The sequence below is a fragment of the Candidatus Angelobacter sp. genome, from assembly GCA_035607015.1.
Lineage (GTDB): Bacteria > Verrucomicrobiota > Verrucomicrobiia > Limisphaerales > AV2 > AV2.
Genome location: DATNDF010000404.1, coordinates 1 through 6,594, shown reverse-complemented (window position 1 = coordinate 6,594; position 6,594 = coordinate 1). Strand labels below are relative to the sequence as shown.

Here is a 6,594-nt window from a genome sequence, read left to right as displayed (position 1 = left end):
GCGATGTCGCCATCGCAAATAAATTTTCCAATCATGGAATCGCCGACTACCCGTAGCGCGAAAGTGTTTCGCGTCGGCTTGAACCCAATGCTGGCAACATCCACGGTAACGCAACCGTCCGGCTGTTGTTCGCGGTCGTCGGAAAACCCGGCGGGAATCGAGCCGTAAAGTGGGATGTCCGCGACGCGACTGCGGAGTTTCGCCAAAGGGGAAGTAACGCGAAGCGACCTGGCCTTTCCCGACTCAGACTGGATGAAACCGTCACGTTTCAAAGCATCCAAATGAAACGCTGCCGCCCGGTGTCCGCGAAAGCCAAGCTTGGCCGCAATCTCGCGAAGCGTGGGAATGGGCCTGCCCGCGTGGACTTCAACTTGGATGAAATCCAGCAGACGTTTTCGGGTTGGTGGCAGTTCGGCCATTCGTTATCCAAATGGATAACTCCCGCCAGAAAGCCTGTCAACTTCCTTCCCGTGTGTTCAATCGTCAGGCTCCACCATCGCCGCGATGGTTGCGAGCGCGTTGCCGGTCAACGATTGTTGCCTAGCGCCTGGTTTACATCACCAGATGCATCAACTTCTCGAATCAACGAAACCTCGCCAGCGAGTGCTAGAGTCTGTAACATTTACTGATGAACCGATGACCCGTCTGCATCATGTATCTCTCACAAGTTTTGATTCAGAATTTTAGATGCCTGCGCGAACTGAACGCGACGCTGTCGCCCGGACTCAATGTCTTGGTGGGCGAAAACAACGTGGGCAAGACAGCGTTCCTTGATGCAATCCGAGCAGCCCTGGGACCAGCAGCGGCAACCGGTGATTCGCCAAAGCTGATTCCCGAAGACCGACACAGGCAAACAGATGGCGCGTATCTCGATGCTCCCATCTCTGTGAAGTTGCTGTTCGCTGGACTTTCGACCGACGAGCAGGCGCAACTCATCGACATCCTGAACTACAATGCTGCCGACCCGGCAAAATCCACGGCGCAACTGAATTTCCGATGGCAATGGAATGAGAAGACCGAGCGTTTCAGTGTCAGCCGATGGGGTGGCGCGGCAGAAATCTCTGAGAACGGAATTCCCGAAGATGTTCTTCAAAATATCCCACTAACACTGCTGGGTGCCCTACGTGATGCGACCACGGCGTTAATGCCGGGAAGAAATAGCCGACTCGCACATCTGTTGCGAGCGCGTGCAGTTGAGACCGACAAGTCCGCGCTCGTGAAGTTTGCCCAAAAAGCCAACGAAGACTTGGAAAAGGAAGACCTGATTTCCAAAACTCAAGAACTTATTTGCAGAACGCTTGAGCAAGCATCGGGTCCAAACATGGGACAAAGGACCGCGATAAAAACGGCTGAACCTGAGTTCGACAAAATTGTTCAGAGTCTTCGGCTCGTGATTACTCGAACCGGCATCGGGGGCGCAGCTTTCGTCCTTGAGGAACTGAAGTCGAATGGGCTTGGTTTCAACAACCTCCTTTTTCTTGCCACCGTCGTGCTTGAGTTGAACGCGGAAAAGAATGCGCTATTGCCGCTGTTGCTCGTTGAGGAACCGGAGGCGCATCTCCATCCGCAACTACAGAACTTGCTTGCTGACTTTTTGAGCGAATCGCGCGACATCCATCCCGCCAAGGTTCAAACCTTGGTCACAACTCATTCCCCAACCATCGCCGCTCACGTATCCCCACTAAGCCTGCGTGTGTTACACCGGGACGCGGACGGCATGCTGCATTGTGCTTCACTGGCGTCCTGTTCGCTTGATGCTGTCCAATCTCAGCAGCTCAGACGTATGTTCGACGTGACCAAGGCAACACTCCTTTTTGCCAAGGGCGTCATCCTTGTGGAAGGAATCACAGAAGCGTTGCTCGTTCCAATCCTCGCAAAGAGAGCAGGCATAAATCTTGAGCATCGCGGGATTTCGGTTGTTCCTGTCTGCGGAGTAGATTTTGAAACGATAACGCGATTGTTTGGTGGCGACGGCCTGCGAATCCGACTTGCTGTCGTAACAGATGGAGATGCAGGAACTGAACGCGTCGAATCTAGTCAAGGGGCAGATTGGGAGACGCGTCAACCAAAGTTGAGCACGAACGGAAAGCCTGAGATTTGCCAACGTGTTCAAACTTTGCTTTCAGATTACAAAGGCAACAAGTTCGTGACCATTTTCCACTCGGATGTGACGCTGGAGTATTCGCTGGCTGCCGCAGGCGCAAAAAACCCAACCGTCATGTGCGATGTATGGGAATCCCAATTCGATGCCACACCGCGAACGCTGAATAAGAAGAAGCTCACCGACTGTCGCGGTGATCACGCAAAGGAGATTCTCGCGGTCTGGCGTGGCATCTGTCTCGCCGATGCAACGTGTTCAAAAGCCCAGTTCGCCCAAGCCCTGGCGGCTCATCTCGATGAGCGAGATTCCACGGGCGCCTACCTCGTGCCGGTGGACAAGTTTTCGATTCCACCATACCTACTGAAAGCATTTGAGCATGTCGCCCCAATACCTGCCAAAGCCGCCCAGTGACGAACAGAAGGCGGTTCTCGCCTCAACGGCTCGAATCACTGTCGTTCGCGCTTGCCCTGGAGCGGGTAAGACAGAGGTGTTTGTCGAAGCGATTCGGCAGAGGCTCGCACGGTGGCAAGATCGAGGGGGCGGACTTGCCGCGCTGTCCTTTACCAACATTGCTCGGGAAACAATCGAGTCGCGCGTCTGTGGAAATATTCAGCCGCCACATTTCGTTGGTACCCTCGACTCGTTTGTCTTTCGGTTCATTGTAAAGCCGTTTGGTCATCTCGTCGGACTGCCGGCCGGCTCCGTTCGCTTGATTCCGGCTGCGGTTAGCGACCACTTGGAGGAACCATCCATACCCGTAGGCCACGAGAACCACGAGAGGGCATCGATGTTCTCTGTCCACTTCTGCGGCATTGTAGGCAGAAGTCCATCAATCTCCGCACGAATCCCGAAAATCGGAAAGTTCGATGTGCCAACCGACTTGGCCGCCGATGTGTTGAAGCGGAAGCAGAACTATTGGAAAGGAACCGGCATTGTCACTCACTCCGACTGCCATTTTCTTGCGTCTTGCATTCTCCATCACAAAGAGCATTCGGTGCGCGTGAGGGAACTGATCGCGCGTCGCTTTCCGGTGATTTTCATTGATGAGCTTCAAGACACCGGTTGTTTCCTGGGACGCGCGTTCATTGCACTTTTTGCCGAGGAACGAGTCTCCGGGATTGTCGTCGGCGACCCGAACCAAGCGATCTATGGATTTGGAGGGGCTAGTCCGAGCATTTTCGACGACTTCGAGAAATTGCCAGGAGCTGTTCCGCTCTCACTAACGACGAGCCAGAGATGCCCGAAAGTTGTTGCTCAGATTGCCACAGCGTTGTGCGCCTCTGGTGCGCACGTAGCTGCTCTACCGTCCGCCGAAAATGGGAACGCAACCATTCTCGTCCATAACCTCGACGAGCCTCGCTTCAACCCGCTTCAGGCTCAACACGTGAGAAGCCTCCTCAAGGGGGTTTCATTAGCCGTGATTGCCCGAAAATCATCGACCGTGCGGATGTTGAAGGGCGAACACATTCGCGATGAATTCAAAGGCAAGTCAAAATCTGCCCGTCGCATCAATCTGGCAGTTCAGCATCTACTGAATGGCGAACCTCGCGATGCTGCTCAACTCATCGAACGGGAACTCTTTCGCGTTGTCATGGACGACGAGTGCGCCAGTTCTCAGGCACTGGACGACAAGGGAATTACCAAGGCAAAGTGGCGAGCGGCCATTTTCAGCGTGTTGACTTCAGCGGTCGCGAGCGTCAAAGGCGAAACGTGGAACCAGTGGGTTGAGCGGGTAAAAGCTGCTGTGGCGAAGGCGGCAACGTCTGTCGGTTGGATTGAAGACTCCGCCGCTTTACGCTCCTACATGAAATCCAAGGCCGATGGCGAAACGCTCCGCGAAACGCTCCTTGATGTTGGAGTCAGCCCCCTCTGGAATGGAACGAAGGTCACGACGATTCACAAGGTCAAAGGAGCGGAGTTCGATACGGTAGTTCTTTTCACGGCAAAACCCCACAAGTCGCACGCTCCCTGTCCTTCGATAGAATGGTGGTCTGATGCGAACGGCGGCGAAGAAAGACGCATTGCATTTGTCGCTGTATCGCGAGCAAAGCAACGGCTCGTCATCTGTGTTCACACTTCGACGTTCGACGCGCTCAAAAAACTGAAGCCGGACTTCTTGAAGTGTTTCCAAGAAATAATAGCGCTGCCGTCCACCAAATAACCGACATTCTGGTGCGGACCAAATATTTTCGTGTCGCAAAAATCCCGGGCCGGGTCTGATGCGAATTCAGTTTTAGGATTTACTCTGCCAAATCCAACATCGCCGCAATCGTCTCCAGCGCGTTGCCCTCCAACCGATTATTCACATAGATGAATGTTTTCTTCTTTTGCCCGGTTGCCTTGCCCTCGGCAATCAATGCTTTGCCAGACGCCCGCGCTTCTGGGTTTTTGTCCTTCACGCGGTCGTAAGGTTTGAAGGCGTTGACCGCATCCTCGTATTTGCGGCCAGGTTTAAGAAGGAATCGAGCCGCAGCGAGTTGCGGATTCGTTCGACTTCCTTCGAGTGCCATCTGCTCGCTCACCGGCGGCATTGCATCCCAAGAGTTGAAGACGTGCGTGATGCTGTGGCGCGAAAGGCAGGCGAAGTATTCGGGCGCGAGCCAATGTTTGTTCCGCATCTCCACGGCGTAAGGCCAGCCCTTCGGCAACGCGCCGAAGAACTTGTCGAGATCAGCCACAAAGTTGCGACCGTGCTCGTAGTCGCTCTGATGAAACCGCGAGAACTCGAACATCACGACGCCGACATTCTGCCGGATCGCCTCGCACGGTTTGAGGAAAGCGCGACTGAATAATTCGGCGTTCAGAAAGTTCTCATTGGGTTTGCCCGCGCGGATGCCGAAGCGGTCAAGGTTTGGAAACCTCCTCACGGTGATTTCATCCGTCACCTTGAAACCAAACTGGAAGTCGGGGGAAACTTTTTCAACCAAACCGGCGAGATACTTGTCGCTGGGGAAAGTGTAGTAGGCCGCATCAACGCAAACAGTCTTGAACACTTCGGCGTATTCGCTCAAGCAATCTCGCTCAAACCGCGTCTTGGCGACCTTGCCTCGATACTCGTAGCGCGCGGGCGTATAAAGCTGCCCAAACCATCCGTCATATTTCCAAGAGGACGTTCCAATGAACACGCCATTGGCGGTGAGTTCCGCCACGACCTGTTTCATCTTGTCGCGCTCGAATGGCACGGCGCGAAAATACCAATCTCATTCTTATTTGACGAGGCTTCGGTCTGCGGACGGCGAGCGGGGAAAGTGGAGCGGAGGGCGGAGAGGAGCGCCTAGCGGATCGCAGCCGGAGCGCAACGCCCGCTGCCGAGCACGCAGACGGAAGCGCGCCGCTCCTGCGGGTCTGCGCTATGCAAGCTCGTGACGAGCGCGCGGTTTGCGGAGGTGCGAACGGGCCGCAGTCGTGAGGGAAGGGGCCGACCAGCAGACCGTGAAGCGAAGCACAACGGCGAGTTGGTCACGGCGCAACCGGCGATTTTCGCGGCGCTCCGGCTCGCAATACGCGCAACGAGAAGCCTCGTCCGTTTTCAAACGGTTCAACCCGCACTTCGATTTCCAACGCCGGATGGCGTGTGTTTTGGCAGCGCGGGAGCAAGCGTCGCGGGATTAACGCCCGTCCAACGGCAAAGTTCGGCATGGGTTTGTGGGCCGTAGTTGCTGGGGCGTTTGCCTGGCACGAGCACTCCAGTCCGCAGGGCATAACGGACCTCCCTTTTCGTGGCGAGAATGGCGGATCGTGAAAGGCACCGATTGGCCCGATAGGAAAGGCCGTTCGCAGGATACGGGGCCAGATCATCTTGGGCGGGAGGTGAGAGAGTTTGCGAATCAGTGCCCACCCAACGACAAACCTCAACGTGCGTGTATTTCCCGTAGTTTGGGGGCCAGCGATAGGGGTAAAGCTTTCCGGTTTTGAGGGCTTTGATGATCGCCTTTTTTGCGATCGGAATACCAGCTTTAGTCAAGCAGTTGGTGGTTCTCCGGGAAAGTCCGTTTGGAAGAAGGCCAGATTTCATGGCTTGACCTCAACAGATGAAACTTCACGAGTGCCTTTGCAGGCGGGATAGCTGGCACAGCCCCAGAACTGATTGCCAGCATTGCCGCCGCGCCGTGCGGTGCGGATCACCATTGGTTTGCCGCAGTTGGGACAGGTCGGCACGGGAGTTGAATCGGAATTTGATTCGACTGATGGCGACGAATCGTCAGGTCGGCTTTGCACGGATTGGACGAGGGCGAGCAGTTGCGGGCCGTCCACCAACCGGATCGGTTTTCCCTCGGCGAAGCTTTGTGCTTCGCGGGTAAATTTACCCGACGTTGCAATGATGGCTTCGTCGGCCCGTTCGGCGGTCAGGATGCCAAACATTTCCCGGATGACGGGCGCGCCCACCGAAAACACCTTCCACTGTTTGCATTGGACGAGCGATGTTCGGCCATCTTTGCGCAAAACCAAATCCACGCCTCCATCCGAGCCCCGGCCCAAGGAATATTCGACCT

Annotated in this window: 6 protein-coding genes; 2 read left to right on the top strand and 4 right to left on the bottom strand. The window is 55.4% G+C overall.

The window, feature by feature from the left end; all coding sequences use genetic code 11:
- On the bottom strand, window positions 1-419 hold a 419-nt coding region (locus tag VN887_16200), incomplete at its 3' end, for a S24 family peptidase (protein ID HXT41549.1).
- Window positions 420-652: 233 nt separating this feature from the next.
- On the opposite strand from VN887_16200, the gene VN887_16195 reads away from it, so the two are divergent.
- Complete coding sequence (locus tag VN887_16195; GenBank protein ID HXT41548.1) at window positions 653-2,512, top strand: AAA family ATPase; 1,860 nt, start codon at window positions 653-655, stop codon at window positions 2,510-2,512.
- On the top strand, window positions 2,478-4,262 hold the full coding sequence (locus VN887_16190) for an ATP-dependent helicase (protein HXT41547.1): 1,785 nt from the start codon (window positions 2,478-2,480) through the stop codon (window positions 4,260-4,262). Before VN887_16195 ends, VN887_16190 begins: the two co-directional genes overlap by 35 nt.
- 79 nt (window positions 4,263-4,341) lie before the next feature.
- Here the strand turns inward: VN887_16190 and VN887_16185 are convergent, their stop codons facing one another.
- The 3 genes from VN887_16185 to VN887_16175 all read right to left on the bottom strand — a co-directional run.
- Window positions 4,342-5,283 (bottom strand): DUF72 domain-containing protein, encoded by a 942-nt coding sequence (locus VN887_16185; protein HXT41546.1) that lies wholly within the window; start codon window positions 5,281-5,283, stop codon window positions 4,342-4,344.
- Window positions 5,284-5,639: 356 nt separating this feature from the next.
- On the bottom strand, window positions 5,640-6,065 hold the full coding sequence (locus VN887_16180; protein ID HXT41545.1) for a hypothetical protein: 426 nt from the start codon (window positions 6,063-6,065) through the stop codon (window positions 5,640-5,642).
- A gap of 47 nt (window positions 6,066-6,112) precedes the next feature.
- Window positions 6,113-6,594: restriction endonuclease (locus tag VN887_16175; GenBank protein ID HXT41544.1), on the bottom strand; the 482-nt coding region annotated here is incomplete at its 5' end.